This is a genomic window from Methyloversatilis sp. (assembly GCF_030698125.1).
Taxonomy (GTDB): domain Bacteria; phylum Pseudomonadota; class Gammaproteobacteria; order Burkholderiales; family Rhodocyclaceae; genus Methyloversatilis.
Map to the genome: position 1 here is coordinate 12,836 of NZ_JAUYNV010000011.1, position 20,103 is coordinate 32,938.

13 protein-coding genes are annotated in these 20,103 nt (G+C 65.2%); 1 reads left to right on the plus strand and 12 read right to left on the minus strand.

The window, feature by feature from the left end; translation table 11 throughout:
* Positions 1-17: 17 nt before the first annotated feature.
* The 9 genes from Q8Q80_RS05370 to Q8Q80_RS05410 form a co-directional block, all read right to left on the minus strand.
* A complete protein-coding gene (locus tag Q8Q80_RS05370) occupies positions 18-830 on the minus strand; it encodes a peptidylprolyl isomerase (RefSeq protein WP_305631935.1) in 813 nt (270 codons plus the stop codon).
* Between the two features lie 19 nt (positions 831-849).
* The gene (narI, locus tag Q8Q80_RS05375; RefSeq protein WP_305631936.1) at positions 850-1,584 is read right to left on the minus strand and encodes a respiratory nitrate reductase subunit gamma; all 735 of its coding nucleotides are present in this window, start codon (positions 1,582-1,584) and stop codon (positions 850-852) included.
* Entirely contained in the window at positions 1,581-2,285 is a 705-nt protein-coding gene (gene narJ, locus Q8Q80_RS05380; protein ID WP_305631937.1) for a nitrate reductase molybdenum cofactor assembly chaperone, read from the minus strand. Before narJ ends, narI begins: the two co-directional genes overlap by 4 nt.
* A 2-nt stretch (positions 2,286-2,287) precedes the next feature.
* Positions 2,288-3,811, minus strand: a complete 1,524-nt coding sequence (gene narH, locus Q8Q80_RS05385; protein ID WP_305631938.1) for a nitrate reductase subunit beta — start codon at positions 3,809-3,811, stop codon at positions 2,288-2,290.
* A gap of 11 nt (positions 3,812-3,822) precedes the next feature.
* A complete protein-coding gene (locus Q8Q80_RS05390; protein WP_305631939.1) occupies positions 3,823-7,617 on the minus strand; it encodes a nitrate reductase subunit alpha in 3,795 nt (1,264 codons plus the stop codon).
* Positions 7,618-7,659: 42 nt separating this feature from the next.
* Positions 7,660-9,285, minus strand: a complete 1,626-nt coding sequence (locus Q8Q80_RS05395; RefSeq protein WP_305631940.1) for an MFS transporter — start codon at positions 9,283-9,285, stop codon at positions 7,660-7,662.
* A gap of 209 nt (positions 9,286-9,494) precedes the next feature.
* A complete protein-coding gene (locus tag Q8Q80_RS05400; protein ID WP_305631942.1) occupies positions 9,495-10,742 on the minus strand; it encodes a nitrate/nitrite transporter in 1,248 nt (415 codons plus the stop codon).
* Between the two features lie 239 nt (positions 10,743-10,981).
* On the minus strand, positions 10,982-11,683 hold the full coding sequence (locus Q8Q80_RS05405; RefSeq protein WP_305631943.1) for a response regulator: 702 nt from the start codon (positions 11,681-11,683) through the stop codon (positions 10,982-10,984).
* The gene (locus Q8Q80_RS05410; RefSeq protein ID WP_305631944.1) at positions 11,680-13,590 is read right to left on the minus strand and encodes a type IV pili methyl-accepting chemotaxis transducer N-terminal domain-containing protein; all 1,911 of its coding nucleotides are present in this window, start codon (positions 13,588-13,590) and stop codon (positions 11,680-11,682) included. Before Q8Q80_RS05410 ends, Q8Q80_RS05405 begins: the two co-directional genes overlap by 4 nt.
* A 356-nt stretch (positions 13,591-13,946) precedes the next feature.
* Here Q8Q80_RS05410 and Q8Q80_RS05415 point away from each other — a divergent pair, with 356 nt between their 5' ends.
* Positions 13,947-16,586: an ATP-binding protein gene (locus Q8Q80_RS05415; protein ID WP_305631945.1), complete on the plus strand. Its 2,640-nt coding sequence runs from the start codon at positions 13,947-13,949 to the stop codon at positions 16,584-16,586.
* 31 nt (positions 16,587-16,617) lie between these two features.
* Here the strand turns inward: Q8Q80_RS05415 and Q8Q80_RS05420 are convergent, their stop codons facing one another.
* The 3 genes from Q8Q80_RS05420 to pyk are packed head-to-tail and all read right to left on the minus strand — an operon-like array spanning position 16,618 to position 20,074.
* Positions 16,618-17,499: a phosphoribosylaminoimidazolesuccinocarboxamide synthase gene (locus Q8Q80_RS05420; RefSeq protein ID WP_305631946.1), complete on the minus strand. Its 882-nt coding sequence runs from the start codon at positions 17,497-17,499 to the stop codon at positions 16,618-16,620.
* A 42-nt stretch (positions 17,500-17,541) separates the two neighbouring features.
* Positions 17,542-18,606 carry a class II fructose-bisphosphate aldolase gene (fba, locus tag Q8Q80_RS05425; RefSeq protein WP_305631947.1) on the minus strand — a complete coding sequence of 355 codons (1,065 nt, stop codon included), beginning with the start codon at positions 18,604-18,606 and terminating at the stop codon, positions 17,542-17,544.
* Positions 18,607-18,625: 19 nt separating this feature from the next.
* On the minus strand, positions 18,626-20,074 hold the full coding sequence (pyk, locus tag Q8Q80_RS05430) for a pyruvate kinase (RefSeq protein WP_305631948.1): 1,449 nt from the start codon (positions 20,072-20,074) through the stop codon (positions 18,626-18,628).
* Between the last annotated feature and the right edge of the window lie 29 nt (positions 20,075-20,103).

A 20,103-nucleotide genomic window follows, 5' to 3' on the forward strand; every position in this document is an offset into this window, starting at 1 on the left:
GCGCCTGCCCGTCGGGCCTACTGGACCAGCGGCGTGGTGGCGGCGTCGAGGTCGACACCCTCGACCACGGCCGCGCCGGCCAGCAGCTGCAGGCACTGGCGCAGCGCCGCCACGTAGGTCTGCTGGCGCAGCGCCATCTCGACCGCGCCGCGCACCACCTCGAAGGGCTGGGGCACGCCGCCCTCGCGCTCGAGCACCTCGACCACGTGCAGGCCGAACCGGCTGTGCACCAGGCGCGGCAATACGCCGACCTCGACATGGCCGAACAATTCGCGCGCGAACTCGCTCGCGCAGTCGGCCGGGGCGAGCCAGCCGAGCTCGCCACCCTGTTCGCCGCTCGGGCAGTTCGACAGCTTGCGTGCCGACGTGCCGAAGCCGTCGTTGGCGCTGCCATCGTGGCAGCGCACGTCGAGCAGGCAGGCTTCGGCGCGGTTGCGCAGCGCCACAACGTCCATGCCGGGAGTCACGGCGAACAGGATGTGCCGCACCCGCACCCGCTCGCCGCTGCGCCAGCGCGCCGGCTGCGCCGCGAAGTGGCGCTGGCAGGCTTCGATCGATGGCTCAGGAACGGGCAGTTCGCGCTCCAGCCACGTGTCGATTGCCGCCGACGCGGCTTCGCTGACCACGCCGTCGCCGGCGGGGGCGTCGCTCGTGTCGAGCAGGCCGGCCTGCATCGCCGCCTGGCGCAGCAGCTCGGTGCAGGCCCGCTGGCGCAGTTCTTCCGGCGCGAGGTTCTCGGCGGCGCTGTTCAAGGCCACGCCGTTGATGCGCGCCACAAGCACCGGCACGGCCTGCGCGGCAGCGCTGAAGTCGACGGTTTCCACCAGCATGTTCTTGTCTCCTCGAGGTTCAGACACTCGCGCCGGGCTGGCGCGGTTCGTTGTGGCCGGGCGGCAGATTCAGGCGCCGGCTGCGCACGACCTGGTGCGGGCGGAACAGGAACGAGACCGTGGCGAAGCCGCTCCACACGTGCACCAGCCGGCTGAACGGGAACAGCAGGAAGATCGTCATGCCGAACACGATGTGGACCAGGTACGGCCAGGGCAGGGTGCTGAGCAGGGTGGCATCGACCGGCCGCAGCGTGACGATGCGCTGGGCCCAGTCGGCCAGGATCAGCATCACGCTGCCGTCGGCGTGCTGCCATGAAAACGGCAGCGTGATCAGCCCCACCCCCAGCTGCACCCACAGGATCACCAGCACCGCGATGTCGGTGCGGTGGCTGGTCAGGCGAATGCGCGGGTCGAAGACACGCCGATACAGCAGCATCGACAGGCCGACAAAACAGAAGGCCCCGGCGATGCCGCCGGCCACCACCGCCATCGTCTGCTTGGTGGCGGCACTCATGAACACGCCGTACACGCTGTGCGGCGTGAACAGCCCGACCATGTGGCCGAAGAACAGGAACAGGATGCCGAAGTGAAAGAGGTTGCTGCCCCAGCGCAGCAGGCCGGCGCGCAGCAGCTGCGACGAATCGCTCTTCCAGCTGTACTGGTTCTGGTCGAAGCGGATCAGGCTGCCCATCACGAACACCGTGAAGCACACGTACGGGTAGACCTGGAACAGAAAACCGTAGACGCCGCTCATGACGCTGCTCCTGTGGGTGCCGCGGCCGCGCTGCGCTGGCGAACGACGTGGATGGGTTGGGCCTGGCCGGGCTTGGCCTGGCCCTTCGACGAACAACCGTCGAACACCACCGGCTCGGCCCAGCTCTCATCCAGCGCTTCTTCCGCGGCGGGCGTGACCGGCTGCGCCTTTTCGCCGGCCAGCTCGAGCAAGGCGCCGAGCACGCTGGCGTAGGCACTTTCGCGCTGCTGCAGCGCATTGAAGATCGCGTTGAAGATGTGCGCCATCTCGCCGAGAAAGGCGCGGGCCTCCAAGGGCGGCTGGGTCGACACGAATTCGAGCACCGCCGGCAGGTAGTCGGGCAGCTCGCCTTCGGCCAGCACGAGGCCGGCGTTCTCGTAGGTCTGCCCGAGGTCGATCATGGCCGGGCCGCGGTCGCGCGAGTCGCCGTGCACGTGCTCGAACAGGTGCAGCGAGGTGGCGCGCCCACGGTCGAAGAGTTCGACGTAGTCCGACTCGGTGCCCAGCACGTCGGCGCGGCGCAGCGTGTCCATCAGCGTGTCGAGCTCGGTACGGCGTGTGTGCGACAACGCGCTTTCGTCGCGCAGCAGGTCGCGCATTTCGGGCAGAAAGCGGCGCAGCCGCGCGTCGGGGTAGCCGAGCAGGGCCGCGAGAACGCGCAGGCTCTTCGTCATCGGCCGGGGTGTGTTGTGCTTGAACATGGTCAGACCTCCGCCTTGATGGGAATGGTGCGTTTCTTGTCGCCGCCGAACAGGCTGGTTTCGCTCGTGCCTTCGGAGCAGCCGTTGCCGAAGGTGAAGCCGCAGCCGCCACGCACGTTGAAGGTGTTTTCGGCGTATTCGCGGTGCGTGCTCGGGATCACGAAGCGGTCTTCGTAGTTGGCGATCGCCATCACGTGGTACATGTCCTCGACCTCGGCCTGCGTGATCTGCACCTGCTGCAGCACGCCGTGGTTGATGCGGCCGTTGACGTGTTTGTCGCGCTGGTAGGCGCGCATCGCGAGCATGCGTTCGAGCGCGCGCACCACCGGCTGCGTGTCGCCGGCGGTCAGCAGGTTGGCGAGGTATTTCACCGGGATGCGCAGCTGGTTCACGTCCGGAATCTCGCCGTTGATGCCGACCTGGCCGGCGTTGGCGGCGGCGCTGATCGGCGACAGCGGCGGCACGTACCACACCATGGGCAGCGTGCGGTATTCCGGGTGCAGCGGCAGCGCCACCTTCCATTCGACCGCCATCTTGTAGACGGGGCTGCGGCGGGCCGCTTCCATCCACGCGTCGGGGATGCCGTCGGCACGCGCCTGTTCGATCACTTTCGGGTCGTTCGGGTCGAGGAAGATGTCGAGCTGCGCCTGGTACAGGTCGCGGTCGTGTTCGACCGACGCCGCTTCCTGGATGCGGTCGGCGTCGTACAGCAGCACGCCGAGGTAGCGGATGCGACCGACACAGGTTTCCGAGCACACGGTGGGCTGGCCCGCTTCGATGCGCGGGTAGCAGAAGATGCACTTTTCGGCCTTGCCCGACTGCCAGTTGTAATAGATCTTCTTGTACGGACAGCCGGACACGCACATGCGCCAGCCGCGGCACTTGTCCTGGTCGATCAGCACGATGCCGTCTTCTTCGCGCTTGTAGATCGAGCCCGACGGGCACGACGCGACACAGGCCGGGTTCAGGCAGTGTTCGCACAGCCGCGGCAGGTACATCATGAAGGTGTTCTCGAACTGGCCGTAGATGTCCTTCTGCACTTCGTCGAAGTTCTTGTCCTTCGAACGCTTGCTGAATTCGCCGCCGAGGATTTCTTCCCAGTTCGGACCCCATTCGATCTTTTCCATGCGCTTGCCGGTGATCAGGCTGCGCGGTCGTGCCGTCGGCGCGGCCTTCATTTCGGGCGCCGACTGCAGGTGTTCGTAGTCGAAGGTGAAGGGCTCGTAGTAGTCGTCGATTTCCGGCAGGTGCGGGTTGGCGAAGATCTTCATCAGAAGCTGCCACTTGCCGCCCTGGCGCGGCGCGATGCTGCCGTCGGCACGGCGCACCCAGCCGCCCTGCCACTTGTCCTGGTTCTCCCATTCCTTCGGGTAGCCGATGCCGGGCTTGGTTTCGACGTTGTTGAACCAGGCGTATTCCATGCCGGGGCGGCTCGTCCACACGTTCTTGCAGGTGACCGAGCAGGTGTGGCAACCGATGCATTTGTCGAGATTCAGCACCATGCCTATCTGGGCTCTTATCTTCATATCCGTTCTCCTCAGGCGTGAGCCGTATCGGCCGCAGCCGCTTCGTCGTCGAGCCAGTCGACCCGCTTCATCTTGCGTACCACCACGAATTCGTCGCGGTTGGTACCGATGGTTCCGTAGTAGTTGAAGCCGTAGCTGAACTGCGCGTAGCCGCCGATCATGTGCGTGGGCTTGAGCACGATGCGGGTGACCGAGTTGTGGATGCCGCCGCGCGCGCCGGTGATTTCCGACCCCGGCGTGTTCACGATCTTTTCCTGCGCGTGATACATCAGCACCATGCCCGGGTTGACCCGCTGGCTCACCACGGCGCGCGCCGCGATGGCGCCGTTGAGGTTGAACAGCTCGATCCAGTCGTTGTCGACGATGCCGGCGCGTTTCGCGTCGTCTTCGCTCATCCACACGCAGGGACCGCCGCGGCTCAGCGTGAGCATCAGCAGGTTGTCGGTGTAGGTCGAGTGGATGCCCCACTTCTGGTGCGGCGTGATGAAGTTGAGCGCGATCTCCGGGTTGCCGTTCGGCTTGATGCCCTGGATGCCGGCCGTGGTCTTCAGGTCCACCGGCGGGCGGTAGCTGCTGAAGCCTTCGCCGAAGGCGATCATCCACGGATGGTCCATGTAGAACTGCTGGCGCCCGGTCAGCGTGCGCCACGGGATCATTTCGTGCACGTTGGTGTAGCCGGCGTTGTACGACACGGTTTCCGACTCGATGCCGCTCCAGGTCGGGCTGGAGATGATCTTGCGCGGCTGTGCCTGGATGTCGCGGAAGCGGATCTTCTCGTCTTCGCGATGTATCGCCAGATGGGTGTGGTCGAGCCCGGTCTGTTTTCCCAGCGCTTCCCACGCCTTGACGGCGACGTGGCCGTTGGTTTCCGGTGCCAGCATCAGCACCACTTCGGCCGCGTCGATGTCGGTTTCGATCTTCGGCATGCCGCAGGTCACGCCTTCGGCGGTGACCAGGCCGCTCAGTTCGCCCAACTGCTTCACTTCGGTCTGCGTGTTCCACGCAATGCCCTTGCCGCCGTTGCCAACCTTCGCCATCAGCGGCCCGAGCGCGGTGAAGCGCTTGAACACATTCGGGTAGTCGCGCTCGACGACGACCAGATTCGGTGCGGTCTTGCCGGGAATCAATTCGCATTCGCCGCGCTTCCAGTCCTTCACGTCGAAGGGTTGTGCCAGCTCGGACGGGCTGTCGTGCATCAGCGGCATCAGCACCAGTTCGCGTTCGACGCCAAGGTGCCCGACGCACACTTCGCTGAACTTCTTCGCGAAGCCCTTGTAGATGTCCCAGTCGCTGCGCGACTGCCAGGCCGGATCGACCGCCGTCGACAGCGGGTGGATGAAGGGATGCATGTCGCTGGTATTGAGGTCGTTCTTCTCGTACCAGGTGGCGGTGGGCAGCACGATGTCGGAATACAGGCAGGTGGTGCTCATGCGGAAGTCGAGCGTCACCAGCAAGTCCAGCTTGCCTTCGGGTGCCTTGTCGTGCCAGACGACTTCGGTGGGCTTGGCCTCTTCGATTCCGAGGTCCTTGCCCTGCACGCCATTGCTGGTGCCCAGCAGATGCTTGAGGAAATACTCGTGGCCCTTGCCCGACGAACCGAGGATGTTGGAGCGCCACACGAACATGTTGCGCGGCCAGTTGTCCGGGTGATCGGGGTCGGTGCAGCTCATTTTCAGCGTGCCGTCCTGGAGCCCCCTGACCGCGTATGCCTTCGGGTCCAGGCCGGCCGCGGTGGCGTCCTTCACCACCTGCAGCGGATTGGTCTGCAGTTGCGGTGCCGACGGCAGCCAGCCCATGCGTTCGGCGCGCACGTTGTAGTCGATCATGCTGCCGCCGTACATCTTTGCGTCGGCCAGCGGCGAAATGACTTCTTCCATGCCCAGCTTTTCGTAGCGCCACTGGTCGGTGTGCGCGTAGAAGAAGCTGGTGCTGTTCATCTGCCGCGGCGGGCGTATCCAGTCGAGTGCAAACGCCAGTGCCGTCCAGCCGGTCTGCGGGCGCAGTTTTTCCTGGCCGACGTAATGCGCCCAGCCGCCACCGCTCTGGCCGATGCAGCCGCACATCATCAGCATGTTGATGACGCCGCGGTAGTTCATGTCGCTGTGATACCAGTGGTTCATCGCGGCGCCGATGATGACCATGGACTTGCCGTGGGTCTTGTGCGCGTTCTCCGCGAACTGGCGCGCCACGGTGATGAGCTGCGCACGTGGCGTGCCGGTGATGCGCTCCTGCCAGGCCGGCGTGTAGGGCGTGTCGTCGTCGAAGTCCTTCGCTGCCAGCTCACCCGGCAGGCCGCGTGCCACGCCGTAGTTGGCGACCTGCAGATCGAACACCGTGGCGACCAGTGCTTCGCGCTTTTCGCCCGCCTTGCCCAGTGCGATGCGCTGCACCGGTACGGTGCGGACCAGCACGTCGGTCTGCGTGTTGTGCGGGAAATGTTCGCTGACGATGCCGCCGAAGTAGGGGAAGCCCACCTTCGCGGTTTCGCCGCTCGGCGTGTCGCCTTCGAGCAGCGACAGCTTCAGCGTGACGTCGCTGCCGTGGCGTGCTTCCTTCGCTTCGAGGTTCCACTGACCCTCGTCGGCACGTCCGTCCGGACCCCAGCGGAAACCGATGGCGCCGTGCGGCAGCACGACCTTGCCCTCGTCGTCGAAGGCGACCGTCTTCCATTCGGGGTTGTTGGCCTGACCGAGCTTGCCGTTGAAGTCGGATGCGCGTACATAGCGGTCCGGCACCATGATGACCTCGCCGCTCGGCAGCGTGTGCTCCTTGAGCATCACCAGCATCGGCATGTCGGTGTAGCGGCGCACGTAGTCGTCGAAGTAGGGGCTGCGCTCACCGTTTTCCGGAAAGTAGAACTCCTTCAGGATGACGTGGCCCATCGCCATCGCCACCGCGGCATCGGTGCCCTGCTTCGGGTTCATCCAGATGTCGGCCAGCTTGGCAACTTCGGAATAGTCGGGGGTGACCGCAACCGTCTTCGCGCCCTTGTAGCGGACTTCGGTGAAGAAGTGCGCGTCCGGCGTGCGCGTCTGCGGCACGTTGGAGCCCCAGGCGATGATGTAGGTCGAGTTGTACCAGTCGGCCGATTCCGGCACGTCTGTCTGTTCGCCCCAGATCTGCGGGCTGGACGGCGGCAGGTCGCAGTACCAGTCGTAGAAGCTCATGCAGACGCCGCCGATCAGGCTCAGGTAACGGCTGCCTGCGGCATAGCTCACCATCGACATCGCCGGAATCGGCGAGAAGCCGATGATGCGGTCCGGGCCGTGCTTCTTGATGGTGTAGACGTTGGCGGCGGCGACCAGCTCGTTCACCTCGTCCCAGCTCGAGCGGACGAAGCCACCGAGGCCGCGCACCTGCTGGTAGTCGCGGCGCTTGGCGTCGTTCTCGACGATGGAGGCCCAGGCTTCGACCGGGCCGTGCGCCAGGCGCGCTTCGCGCCAGCTCTTCAGCAGGCGGCCGCGCACCATCGGGTATTTCACGCGGTTGGCGCTGTACAGGTACCAGCTGTAGCTGGCGCCGCGCGCACAGCCGCGCGGTTCGTGGTTGGGCATGTCCCAGCGGGTACGCGGGTAGTCGGTCTGCTGCGTTTCCCAGGTGACGATGCCGCCCTTGACGTAAATCTTCCAGGAACAGGATCCGGTGCAATTCACGCCGTGCGTGGAACGCACGATCTTGTCGTGCGCCCAGCGATCGCGGTAGGCGTCTTCCCAGCTGCGGTCTTCGCCGGTGGCGATACCGTGGTCACCCGAAAAGCTCTCCTTCGGGTTCGAGAAGTGGGTCAGGCGGTCTAGAAAGTGGCTCATCAGTTTTCTCCGTGTGACGTTCGGAATGGCAGCATGTGCGGGTCAGGGGTTCTTCACGTACGCGTCGGCGCGCAGGTAGAACCACCAGTTGAGGACCAGACAGATGGCATAGAAGGCGGCGAAGCCGTACATCGCGATTTCCGGGGTTCCGGCCTTGATCTGTTCGCCGATGACCACCGGTGCGATGAAGGCGCCGTAGGCGGCGACCGCCGAAGTCCAGCCGAGCACCGGGCCGGCCTGCTGGCGGTCGAAGATGACGCCGATGGTGCGGAAGGTCGAGCCGTTGCCGATGCCGGTGGCGGTGAACAGCACGATGAACAGGCCGATGAAGGCCGGAAAGTACTGCTCCGGCGTGGCCGAGCCGTAGGCCTGCATCATCACGTAGCCGACTGCGCCCGAGGCGACAACCATGACGGCTGAAATGACCTGGGTGACGATGGAGCCGCCGACCTTGTCCGATATCCATCCGCCGATCGGGCGCACGGCGGCGCCAACGAAGGGGCCGATCCAGGCGTAGGTCAGTGCCGACGGCGCATTCGGGTTCTTCAGCGTGTGCTGCATGACGCCGGCGGCATCGGGTACGTGGCTGGTGCCGAAGATGACGGTGATGGCCAGCGGCAGCGCCATCGAAAAGCCGATGAAGGAGCCGAAGGTGACGATGTAGAGCGCCGTCATCGACCAGGTGTGCTTGTTCCTGAAGATGGCGAACTGTTTGTTCACGCCTTCCTTCATTTCACCGAAGGCGGCCACCTTCATGACCAGCAGCGCCAGAATGATGTCGAGCGGAATCGCGACCCACATGCTCAGTACGCCGAGACCGGTCGGGGCGGGCAGGTAGAGCCACAGCATGAACATCGCGGGCACGAAAGCCAGCGTGTACAGATAGGTGATCTTGGAGAACGCGACGATCGGGTTGCCGGTATTCGGCGACACCGTCTTCAGGTTGTTCATGCCGAACCAGCACAGGATGGCCAGCGGCACCAGCGACAGCACCCAGGCGAAGCCGGCGTTCTGTATCCAGGTCGGCGTGCCGGCGGCGATCTTGCCGAAGATCCAGCCGCTGTCCTTCACCAGCGTCATCGGCTCGCCTGCGAAGGCACCGAACAGGCCGACCGTCATGACCAGCGGAATGACGATCTGCATCGTCGTCACGCCGAAGTTGCCGAGGCCGGCATTCAGGCCGAGTGCCGTGCCCTGCAGCCGCTTCGGAAAGAAGGTGCTGATGTTGGACATCGAACTGGCGAAGTTGCCGCCGCCGACGCCCGACCACAGCGCCATCAGCTGGAACACCCACAGCGGCCATTCGGGGTGCTGCAGCGCAACCCCGGTGCCGACGGCCGGTGCCAGCAGCATCGCGGTGGTGAGGAAAATGGTGTTGCGGCCCCCGGCCAGCCGGATCAGGAAGGAGGCCGGGATGCGCATGGTGGCACCGGCGATGCCGGCGATGGCGGTCAGCGTGAACAGTTCGTCCTTGCTGAACGGAAAGCCCAGATTGAGCATCTGTACGGTGATGATGCCCCACATGCCCCAGACGGCGAATCCGCACAGCAGGGCCGGAACCGATATCCAGAGGTTGCGGTAGGCGATCTTCTTGCCGGTGGATTCCCAGAACTGCTCGTCCTCCGGACGCCAGTCCTCGATGGTGCCGCCGCGGGTTTTCGTGTTCATGATGATCCTCTCGTCGGAAGTTAGGTGTCAGCCTTGCGCGCCGGCAGATTCGCCGCAGGTTGGGGTGAGCGCAGCGATGCCCAACAAATCAGTCCTTTGCATGGGCGGGCTCCCGCAGGTTGGGGGTGAGCGCAGCGATCCCCTGCGAATAAGTCCTGTGCATGGGCGGGCCCTCGTAGGTTGGGGTGAGCGCAGCGATGCCCAACGAATCAACTCTGCACACCGCTCGCCTCCCCCATCAGCCGCGTGCGGCGCACTTCGGTGAAATACATCCAGATCAGCGACACCCACACCACGGCGTACATCAGCATGAAGGCGCTGGAACGTATGCCGGTCAGATCGACCAGGGCGCCGAACATGATGGGCAGCACGAAGCCGCCGAGGCCGCCGGCCAGGCCGACGATGCCGCTGATGGTGCCGATGTTGGCCGGGTAGTCATCGCTGATGTACTTGAATACGCTGGCCTTGCCGAACGCCCAGGCGATGCCGAGGATGAACATCAGCGCGGTGAAGGCATACACGTTCAGGCCGATGTCGAAGGTCTTCGGACCGTCGACCGTGACGATGGTGAAGTGCGTCTGCGGATAGCTCAGCAGGAACAGGCAGATCCAGCTCACCCACAGCACCCACCAGGTGACGTTGTGCGCGCCGTACTTGTCGCTGAGCCAGCCGCCGGCCGCACGCAGCACGCCGCCGGGCAGCGAGAAACAGGCGGCCAGCAGTGCTGCGGAGCGGATTTCCATGCCGTACTCGCCGACGTAGTACTGCACCATCCACAGGCTCAATGCGACATAGCCGCCGAACACGATGCTGTAGTACTGGCAGTACTTCATGACGCGCGGATCCTTCAGCGCCTTGAGCTGATCCATGAAACGCACATTGCTCGGCACCAGATGCGCGGGGTCGCTGTGGCTGAACAGCCAGAAGATGACGACCGTGCCGAGCATGATGGCGGCGTAGGCCTGCGGCACCATGGTCCAGCCGAAGGCGACCAGCAAAGCCGGGGCGACGAACTTGTTGACCGCGGCGCCCGAGTTGCCGGCGCCGTAGATGCCCATTGCGAAGCCCTGCTGCCCCTTGGGAAACCAGCGAGCGACATAGGGTGTGCCGACCGAAAAGGAGCCGCCGGCCAGGCCGACGAACAGACCGATGACCAGGAAGTGCCAGTACTCAGTCGCGTAGCTCATCATCCAGATGGCCGGCACGGTGGCCGCCATCAGCAGGGTCATCACGATGCGGCCGCCGTACTTGTCGGTCCAGATGCCCAGTGGCACCCGCACCAATGAGCCGGTCAGTACCGGTGTTGCGGTCAGCAGTCCGAACTGCGTGGCATTCAGGTCAAGCGCCTTCTTGATCGGTATGCCGATCACGCCGAACATCATCCACACCATGAAACACACGGTGAACGCCAGGGTGCTGACGATGAGCACCGATAGCGCCTGCCCTTTCCTGGTCATGACTGAACCCTCCCTTGTCGTTGCGACGATGGTAGGCAGTCGGTCGGGATGACAACATCCGTCCGTCGGACGTGAAGTCGATGGCAGAAGAACTATTGCCGGTATGCACCCATCGTTCCGAAGAACTACGGCGCAAAAAATACAACGGAAGTTGAGCAGGATCAAGCCGGCACGGGACATCCATCCTGCCGGATCGACGCGAGGGGGCGTCAGGCGACGCCCATCGCGGCCGCCCCGGCTCAGGTCAGGCCGCGTTCCACGGCGATGACGGCGACCTGTACCCGCGAAGAAACGCCGAGTTTGCGCAGGATGTGCTGTACGTGAATCTTCACCGTGGTGTCGGCGATGCCCAGATCGCGGGCGATCTGCTTGTTGCTGTCGCCGCGGGCGATGCCGCGCAGGATGTCGGTTTCACGCGGCGACAGTGCGCCATTGCCGGCCGCATACCCGGCAGCCGGCGCCTCGCTGGCTGGCGCCGGCGTCGCGGCGGCCTGGCGATAGACGGCCACCAGCTTGCCGGTCATTTCGTTCGCGACGACGCTTTCGCCGCGCATCGCGCGGTGGATGGCACTGGCCAGTGCCTCGCCTTCCATGGTTTTCAGCAGGTAGCCGCAGGCACCTGCCCGCAGTGCGGCGGCCAGATCGTTCTCGTCCTCGCTGATCGTGAGCATCAGTATGCGTGCGTGCGGCGCGGCTTCGTGCAGCGACGGCAGCGCGTCGATGCCGCTGACGCCGGGCAGATGATTGTCGAGCAGGATGATGTCCGGTTGCAGGCTTGCGGCACGCCGCTGCGCCTCGCCCGCGTCAGCCGCATCGCCGACCACCTGCAGTCCGGGGTCGCGCGACAGCAGCGCGGTGAGGCCGCGCCGGAACAGCGTGTGGTCATCGACCAGCAGGATGCGGATCGGTGAGCCGGCATCACGCAGTGTGCGGTCATTCATGATTCAGAGGTTTCCGCGGCAGTTGCCCTCTCGAACAGCTCGGTCGAGGGTGGCAGGGTGAGCACCACGGAGGTGCCGCGCTGCGGCGTCGAGAATACCTCCACCCGGGCGCCGATGCGCTCGGCGCGCTCCGTCATGATGCGCAGCCCGACATGCGTTTCGTCTGCCGCACCATGGCCGACATCGAATCCGCAGCCGTCATCGCGCACCTCGAAAACCCACAACGGCTGCTGCTTCACGTCGAGCCAGACCTGGCCGGCGCGGGCGTGCTTGCGCACGTTGGAAAGGGCTTCCTGCACGATGTGCAGCACCTGGATCTGTATGTCCGGCGGCAGCGGTATGCCGTGATCGCGCATGCTGAGCGTTGCGTGGACGCCGCTCTGATGTTCGAACTTGCGCAGCGTACCGAGCAGGGCGCCCTCGATGTCTTCGGCGTTGGTGCGGGTGCGGAAGTGCAGCAGCAGTTCGCGCACATCGCCCGTGCTTTCGCGCAGACCGGCGTCCAGTTCGCCCAGGATGCGCTCCGTCTGCAGGGTATCCCGTTCGGCCAGTGCGCCGCGCATCATTTCCAGCTGCATCTTCATGAAGGCCAGTGACTGGGCGATCGAATCGTGCAGTTCGCTGGCCAGGAAGTTGCGCTCCTGCGACACCGCGGCTTCGTTTCTCAGCGCAGTCAGGCGCAGGTTTTCCATGCCGCTGGCCAGATGGGTGGTCAGTGCCTCGAGCAGTGAGCGTGCCGAAGGTGAAAGAACGATTTCGGCATGGAAAAACAGATCGACCTCGCCCATCACCCTGTCCTTGAGACGCACCGGTACCGACACCAGCGTTTCAAAGCCGGCTTCGGCGCAGTACTGCAGGCCACCCGGCGTCATCGAACGGATCGGGATGATGCGCGCGTGCGGCGAAGCGTCGGGCACACCGCAGTGGCATTCGTTCGCCTTCAGGCAGCGCTCGCCCTCGGTCATGTAATCCGGAAGGCCCTGTGAAGCCAGCATCAGGAAACGCCGGTTCGATTCGTCCGACCAGCGCAGGCCCACTCCGTCCGCATGGAGCGCCCGTGCGACATAGCCGACGAAGCCCTGCGCCAGTTCGTCGAGCGACCGGGCGGTGGCGATCAGCGAAGTGACCTCATAAAGCGCTTCGAGGCGCTCCCGCTTCTCCTGCAGTTCCGCCGTCTTGGCAATCACCTTGGCTTCGAGGTTTCGGTACATGGCCTGGATCTGGTCTGCCATGCCGTTGAAGCCATCGGCCAGCGTGCCGAACTCGTCATCGGTCGACCGTTCGACCCGGGCACCCAGATCGCCCGACTGGATGCGCTCTATCGCCTGCTTGAGCTGTCCGACGGGTTCCAGTACGAACAGGTAGCCGACATACAGCAGCACGGTGGCGCCCAGAACGGCAATGGTGATTGTTGCAAGCTGCAACAGATGCAACAGTGCCGTCCAGCGTGACATGTGCGCTTCGATGCCCGATACCAGCCGGTCGATGTCTGCGTTGAAGGCCGCCGTGTCGGTGCCCAGGGATTGCAACCGGGCAGGTGGCTTGTCCAGCCAGGTGGTGCGGTATTGCTGCCAGCCGGATTCCACGCGCGCAAAACGGTCACGGACGGCGTCGTCCCACGGCACGAAAAGGGGGCGTTCCGGGTCGCCGTTGCGCAGCAGCGCGACACTGCGCTCGAATGCCTCGATGGCACCCGGCAGCGCGTCCTGTTCGTGGCGACTGACCAGGAGCGACAGCCGGTAGGCCTGCATGCGCATGCGGCCCGCCTCGTTGACCGCGGCCGCGCCACCGTCGAGTTGCCATGAAACCCACAACGTCAGCGTGACCGACAGCAGTGCCAGCAGCGCGAACGGCGCAGCCGACAGGGCGAGTTTGGCGCCGAGGCCCCGAAGTTTGCGAACGTTCATTAACCTGAAAACCTCAGTTGATCGACGCTCAGTGAAAGATGAGGGGCATGGTTGGCGGGGTGCTCGGCAAGGCGCGAGGACGAAGCGCTCTCACCTGGAGGGTGAAGCCCGGGAAAGACCGGAAAGTCGCGGGGGCGCAAGCCGTCATCAGTATCTCAAGCGGTCAAACAAGGTTTTCAGGTTTAACACAGTGTAGTCAAGCGCGCGCGATGGGCATTGTTACAACGCAAGCCGGTGGCGTGCAGTCATTCGGGCAATTGCGCACGCTTGCCTGCTCTGTTCCAGTCTTTCGGCATGGCGACAGTCGGTAGTCTGCAGGTTGGCCCGATGTCCCGGCCGCAACGGAGCGGATGCTTTTGAAGGACAGCCCTCATTCAAGACTGCAGGCGGCGACCATCCTGCGTGGCCCGGCCGGCGCTGTGCTGGCGTGCGTGTGCGCGCTGTGGCTGCCTGCTGCGTGGTGGATAGGGCCCGACGCGCTGCCGCTGCAGGCAGCCTGGGCGATCTGGTGTGCGGTTTGCGCGGCGTTGCTGCTGCGGGTGCGTCGCAGCACGCCTGTGGCGACGCAGGCAGAGGTGCCTGCCCCCGCCGAGGCCGATTCGGCCGACCACGACATCGTGCAGGCAATTCCGCTGTCGATCTGCGTCTGCGCGCTGCCGGGCGGCGAAATCCTGTTTGCCAACGACGCCATGGTGGATCTGGCGGGCGAGCCGCGCGGCAGCCTGCTTGGCCGTGCGCTGGGCGAGTTCTGTGCCCAGACGCATGACCGGGAACGTCTCGGCATTGCGTTGGCGACCGGTCACGGCTTCGATGATGTCGAACTGCCCGTGCGGCGTGCCGACGGCAATGTGCGCTGGCTGTCGGTGTGCGGCCGCCCGGACGAATTCGCCGGCCGGGTGGCACTGTTCGTCGTCTGCCACGACGTCACCGGGCACAAGCAGGCGCAGCGTTCATTGATCGCCAGCGAAGAGCGCTTCCGCGTGCTGCTCGGCGCGTTGTCCGAATCGGTGGTGCTGTATGACGCACAGGCGAAGGTGCTGACCCGCAATCGCGCCGCCGAGGGCTGCACCTGGCTGGACGATGCGCACGCCGGTCTGCCCGGCGGGCACGCCGAGGCGCGCCTGTTCGACGAACAGGGCCGGGCGCTTCCCAATGCCCGGCATCCGGTGATGCATTCGCTGACCGATGGCCAGCCGCTGCGCGAGGTGGTGATCGGCACCGGCCACGCCGGCAGTCCGGTGCGCTGGCTGTCGGTCACGACGCAGCCGCTGTTCCATGCCGGTGCCAGCCGGCCGTATGCCGTGGTGGCGTCCTACTCCGACCTGACGGCGCGCATCCGCGCCGAACGGGCGCTGCGCGCCAGCGAACAGCGCTACGCTCTGGCGTTGCGCGGTATGAACGAAGGGCTGGCCGAATGGATCAACGGCAGCGACGAGCTGTACGTGTCGCCGCGCCTGTCTCACATCATGGGCTACGACGGCGGTGGTCGCCGCATGCCGGTGAAGGATTTCGTTGCGGGCATCCATCAGACGGACAAACCGGGCTGGGACGCCATGATGGACGACCTGCTGGGCGGCGGCCATGACGTATTCCAGCTTGAGTTGCGCATGCGCCACGCCGACGGCACCTATCACTGGTTCATGGTGCGCGGCGTTGCGCAGCGTGATGCGGCAGGTCGCAGCACGCGGGTGGTCGGCACCATCGGCGACATTTCACTGCGCAAGCGGCTGGAGCAGGTCGATCTGGCCGAACGCGAGCTGCTGGCGCGGATCGCTGCCGGCGTACCCCTGGCCGATGTGAGTTCGCGGCTGGCCGTGCTGGTCGAAGGACTGCTGAACGAAGATTCGCGGGTGGCCGTGCTCACCTGCGGCGCGTCGGCAGCCAACAGCGTCGACGTGGTGGCGCCCGGCCTGTCGGCAGGTTTCCGCACCGCCTTGGCCCGGCTACCCCTGCCATCCGGCGCTGCTGCGCCGCCGCTGGTTCTCGACGATATTGACGCGCCGGGTGCGGACGCGCATCGTGCCGCGCTGGCCGGGGAAGGCCTGAACGCACTGTGGGCGTTGCCGCTGGCCGGGCCGGGCGGCATTGCGCTGGGTGCGCTGGTGATCTGTCATCGCCGGCCCTGGCGACCGGGACGTTCGGACGAGAACCTGGTGCAGCGGCTGGTCGACATTGCGCAACTGGCGATCGAACGGGCGCGCGGCGAGCGCCAGGTCAGGGAGCTGAACGAGTCGCTGGAACGGCGCGTTGCGGAACGCACGGCCTTGCTGGAACAGGCCAACAACGAGCTTGAGGCCTTCTCGTATTCGGTGTCGCACGACCTGCGCAGCCCGCTGCGCGCCATCAATGGTTTCGCTCATCTGCTGACCGAGCACGCTGCAGCAACGCTCGATGACGAAGGCCGGGACATGCTGCAGCGCATCCAGCGCGGATCGAACCGGATGGGCCAGCTGATCGACGACATCCTGCGTTTCTCGCGCATGGCGCGCATCGACATGGCGCATGCCGAGGTCGGGCTCGACAAGCTGGTGCGTTCGGTCGCCGCAGAGCTGCTCGAACAGTATCCGGTCGCGCGCGTCACCGTCGCGCCGCTGGGGCAGGTCAGCGGCGACAACGCGATGCTGCGGCAGGTGTTCGCGAATCTGATCGGCAACGCGCTGAAATTTTCGGTGCATGCGGAACAGCCGCTGATCGAGCTGTTCGTCGAGATGCAGGATGGCGAGCCGGCGATCTGCGTGCGCGACAACGGGGTCGGCTTCGATCCGCTGTATGCCGATCGTCTGTTCGGGGTGTTCCAGCGCATGCATGGCGCCGAGGAGTTTCCCGGCACCGGCGTCGGGCTGGCCATCGTCAAGCGCATCGTCGAGCGCCACGGTGGCCGGGTCAGCGTGCAGGCCGCGCCCGGCAAGGGCGCAACCTTCTGTTTCACCCTGCAGGGTTTCGTGCCGGCAAAACCGCTGACCGACCCGGCAGGCGAGACGCGAACGGGAACCTGAGGGGACCTCGGGGACCGGGAGAAGAGGCTGCTCAGCCGATCAGGCGGGTCAGTGCTTCGCGGTACTTGTCGCCGGTGCGCTCGATGATGTCGGCCGGCAGCGAAGGTCCGGGCGCGCTCTTGTTCCAGTCCAGCGTTTCCAGGTAATCGCGCACGAACTGCTTGTCGAAGGACGGCGGATTGACGCCTTCCCGGTACTGGTCGGCCGGCCAGAAGCGCGACGAATCCGGGGTCAGCGCCTCATCGATCAGGATGAGCTTGCCGTCCGGATCGAGACCGAATTCGAACTTGGTGTCGGCGATGATGATGCCGCGGCTCTTTGCATAGTCCGATGCCGCGCTGTACAGCGCGATCGCCGTATCGCGCACCTGCGCTGCCAGCGCCTTGCCGATCAGCGCCTCGGTCTGTTCGAAGCTGATGTTTTCGTCGTGATCGCCCACGGCGGCCTTGGTGGCCGGCGTGAAGATCGGGGCCGGCAGCTTCGACGCCATGCGCAGGCCGTGCGGCAGCGCCACGCCGCACACCGCACCGGTGCGCGAATAGTCGCCCCAGCCGGAGCCGATCAGGTAGCCGCGCACCACCGCTTCGATCGGCAGCGGCTTGAGCCGCCGCACGACGATGGCGCGGCCTTCGACCTGATCACGCTCGTCGGCGGTGACCACCGATTCCGGCGCGATGCCGGTCAGGTGGTTGGGCGACACGCCGGCCAGCATGCCGAACCAGAAGTTCGACACGGCAGTCAGCACCTTGCCCTTGCCCGGAATCGGGTCGGGCAGGATGACGTCGAACGCCGACAGGCGGTCGGTCGTCACAATGAGCATCGTCGCGTCATCGATGGCGTAAATGTCGCGCACCTTGCCACGGGCAATCAGCGGCAGGCTGTTGATGCGGGATTCGAACAGTGCGTCGGCCATGTCGGTTCCGGGTACGGTCTTCGTTGCGGGATGCGGGGAAGGTCAGGTGACGGTCTGCGCCAGTTTTCCGCTGACGTACTGGCGGGCAATCTCGTCCAGCGGAATGGCCTTGATCTTGCCTGCCTGGCCTTCGCAACCGAACTGCAGATAGCGTTCCTTGCAGATGAGCTTGGCCGCTTCGCGGGCCGGCTTCAGCCATTCACGGGCGTCGAACTTGTCCGGGTTCTCGGCCAGGAACTTGCGCACCGCGCCGGTCATTGCGAGACGGATGTCGGTGTCGATGTTGATCTTGCGCACGCCGTACTTGATCGCTTCCTGGATTTCCTCGACCGGCACGCCGTAGGTTTCCTTCATGCTGCCGCCGTACTGGTTGATGATGGCCAGCAGGTCCTGCGGCACCGACGATGAGCCGTGCATCACCAGGTGCGTGTTGGGAATGCGCTTGTTGATTTCCTTCACGCGCGAGATCGCGAGGATGTCGCCGGTGGGCTTGCGGGTGAATTTGTAGGCGCCGTGACTGGTGCCGATGGCAATGGCCAGTGCGTCCAGCTGAGTCGCCTTGACGAACTGTGCGGCTTCCTCCGGATCGGTCAGCAGCGACGAGTGGTCGAGCTTGCCTTCGGCGCCGTGACCATCTTCATCGCCGGCCATGCCGGTTTCCAGCGAACCGAGGCAGCCCAGTTCGCCTTCGACCGTGACGCCGACCTTGTGCGCCATGTCGACCACGCGACGGGTGACCTCGACGTTGTAGTCGAACGAGGCCGGCGTCTTGCCGTCTTCCTTCAGCGAGCCGTCCATCATGACCGAGCCGAAGCCCAGGTCGATGGCACCCTGGCAGATCGCCGGCGACTGACCGTGATCCTGGTGCATCACCAGCGGAATGTGGGGGTACGCTTCGACGGCGGCCTGGATCAGGTGCTTGATGAAGCTTTCGCCGGCGTACTTCCGGGCCCCGGCGCTGGCCTGCAGGATGACCGGCGCGCCGACTTCATCGGCCGCGCTCATCACCGCCTGGACCTGTTCGAGATTGTTTACGTTGAAAGCCGGAAGGCCGTAGCCGTATTCGGCGGCGTGGTCGAGCAACTGGCGCATGGAAACCATGGGCATGGCAATTCTCCTGGCTGGATCAGATAACGGTCGAAAGTTGACGATACTCCCCGACCTTGACGATTTTCAGTGTATTGGTGCCGCCCGGCACGCCGATCGGCTCGCCGAACGACAACACGATGAGGTCACCCACCTGCACGGCGCCGCTGCGCAGCAGTTCGGCTTCGGCATCGACCAGCATGCGGTCGCGGTCGGCCTCCGGATCGAGCTTGATCATCAGCGGCGTGACGCCGCGGTACATCGACAGCTTGTAGCGGGTACGCACCTCCGGTGTCAGCGCGTAGATCGGCACGCCGCTGTTCAGGCGTGACATCCACAGCGAGGTCGAGCCGGACTGGGTCAGCGTGGCGATCGCCTTCACCTTGAGGTGGAAGGCGGAGAACAGCGCGGCCATCGCGATCGACTGGTCGATGCGGGTGAATACGCGGGTCAGGAACTCCTGGTCCAGCTTCACCTCGGCGGATTTCTCGGCTTCGATGCAGATGCGCGCCATCGCCTCGACCGTTTCGACCGGGTACTCGCCGGACGCGGTTTCGGCCGACAGCATGACCGCGTCGGTACCGTCGAGCACCGCATTGGCGACGTCGGACACTTCGGCGCGCGTCGGCACCGGGCTGTGGATCATCGATTCCATCATCTGGGTGGCGGTGATCACCAGCTTGTTCATTTCGCGCGACACCCTGATGATGCGTTTCTGCATCGCCGGCACGGCGGCGTCGCCCACTTCGACCGCGAGGTCGCCGCGCGCCACCATGGCGCCGTCTGACGCATCGAGAATTTCCTCCAGCGCCGGAATCGCCTCGACGCGCTCGATCTTGGCAATCAGCAGCGCGTTCGACCCGGCCGCGCGCAGCAGCTCGCGCGCCTGACGCATGTCGGCGCCGTTTTTCGGGAAGCTGACCGCGACGTAATCGACATTCAGCGACGCCGCAATCTTGATGTCTTCCATGTCCTTGAGCGTCAGCGCCGGCGCCGACAGGCCGCCGCCCTGGCGGTTGATGCCCTTGTTGTTCGACAGTTCGCCGCCGTGGCGCACCGTGCAGTGAATCTGCGTGGTGTTGACCGACTTGACGTCCATCACGATACGGCCGTCGTCGAGCAGCAGCACGGCGCCCGGTTCGACGTCATTCACCAGTTCCGGATAGTCGAGGCCGACGCGGCCCGCGTCGCCCAGCGTGCATTCGATGTCGAACACGAAGGCCTGGCCGCCCTTGAGCATCACCTTGTTGTCGGCAAACTTGCCGACGCGGATCTTCGGGCCCTGCAGGTCGGCCATCACGCCCACCGTACGGCCCGCCCTGGCTGCGGCGACGGCGAGCGTTTCGACGCGCGCGCGGTGGTCATCCGCCTTGCCATGCGAAAAATTGAGCCGTACCACGTCGACGCCGGCCTCGACGAGGCGGGTCAGGGTGGCGAGATCGCTGGAAGCGGGGCCGAGCGTGGCGACGATCTTGGTGAAGCGGTGCATGGCGGACGAACTCCTCGTGATGTCGTTGT